Origin of the sequence: Streptomyces sp. Ru72, from assembly GCF_002920635.1 — a bacterium.
Classification (GTDB): domain Bacteria; phylum Actinomycetota; class Actinomycetes; order Streptomycetales; family Streptomycetaceae; genus Streptomyces.
Window position 1 is genome coordinate 1 of record NZ_PQSR01000229.1, and the last position, 1,450, is coordinate 1,450.

The following is a 1,450-nucleotide window of genomic DNA, read 5'->3' on the forward strand; positions in this document are numbered from 1 at the left end:
CTAGTAGGGCTTGGTCAGGTCCGTATTGGGGTGGGTATGTCGCGGTGGCAGGTAGGGCAGGCGCCGGCCCAGAGGGCGAGGAGTGTCTGCAGTTCGCGGACTACTTGGTAGAGGCTCAGTCCCGCACCCGGTCTTTTGGGTCTCGTGCCAGCCGTTGGAGTGTGCAGAAGGCGTGGGCTGCGGAGACGAGGGTGACATGGTGATGCCAGCCGTTCCAGGTGCGGCCCTCGAAGTGCGCCAGCCCGAGGGCCTGTTTCATCTCGCGGTAGTCGTGCTCGATGCGCCAGCGCAGTTTGGTCAGCCGCACCAATGTGGCCAGCGGCATCCCGGAGGGCAGGCTGGACAGCCAGAACTGCACCGGCTCGGGTTCGCCGGCGGGCCATTCGGCCAGCAGCCAGCGCTCGGGCAGTTCCGGATCGCCGGCCGCCTTGCGGATTCCTCGTCCGGCGGGCCGGACCCTGAGGGCGACAAAACGTGAGTACATGCGCTTGAAGCCGCTCCGGCTCGTGCCTGGCCGGGATCCCTCCCGCCAGGACACTGGCCGAGCGGCTGCCCGGCCGGCCGCGATGACGAGGTCTTTCATGGTCTGCGGCGGGTCGGGATACTGCCTCTTCGGCGGCCGGCCGGTGCCCGCGTAGACGGGCTGGACGGGCCGGGCGTCGGCAGGATGAGCGGTGTGGCGGCCGGAGATGCCGACCGCGTAGGGCAGGTTGCGTTCCTCCAGGCCGCTGCGGAAGGCGGCTGCATCGCCATATCCGGCATCCGCCACGACCAGGGGCACCTCGACGCCCCACGACCGCGCCTCGTCGATCATGTCCAGGGCCAGCTGCCACTTCTCCACGTGGCCCGCCTGCGCGGGGATGCCGCAGCGGCCGCGGCGGGCGACCTTGTCCGGGTCGGCCTCGGGCGAGGCCGGATCCCAGGAGGCGGGCACGAACAGCCGCCAGCCGATCGCGGCCGAGGCACGGTCGTTGGCCAGGTGCAGCGACACTCCCACCTGGCAGTTGGTGACCTTGCCGGCGGTGCCGGTGTACTGCCGGGACACACACGCCGAGGCATTCCCGTCCTTGAGGAACCCGGTGTCGTCCACGATCAGAGCCTCCGGTGCGATCACGTCCTGCATCATCCAGGCCAGGCGGGCCTGCACGTGCGCCGGATTCCACGGGCTGCTCGTCACGAAGTGCGCCAGCGCCTGCCGGTTACCGTCCTCACCCAGCCGGGCGGCCATCGGCTCCACCGACTTACGTCTGCCCTCCAGCAGCAGCCCCCGCACATACACCTGACCCCACCACCGCTGGTCAGCACGGAAGAACCCGTCGAACAACTCCGCCGTGAACGCCTCCAGGTCCTCCCGGACCTCGGCCATCTCCCCAGGTGTCACACCCCCACAACGACACCCACAGCCCAACAGACACGCCACTCACGACTGAAGCTGACCAAGCCCTACTAG

The 1,450-nt window shown here is 69.3% G+C and carries 1 protein-coding gene; it reads right to left on the bottom strand.

Annotated elements, in window-relative coordinates:
• Positions 1-115: 115 nt before the first annotated feature.
• Positions 116-1,366, bottom strand: coding sequence for an IS701 family transposase (locus C3488_RS39605; protein ID WP_181139390.1), 1,251 nt, complete (start codon positions 1,364-1,366; stop codon positions 116-118).
• Positions 1,367-1,450 lie beyond the last annotated feature (84 nt).

What these genes read in the sequence shown, in the direction of transcription:
- C3488_RS39605 (WP_181139390.1), bottom strand. Translation starts at nt 1,366, where the DNA reads ATGGCCGAGGTCCGGGAGGACCTGGAGGCGTTCACGGCGGAGTTGTTC.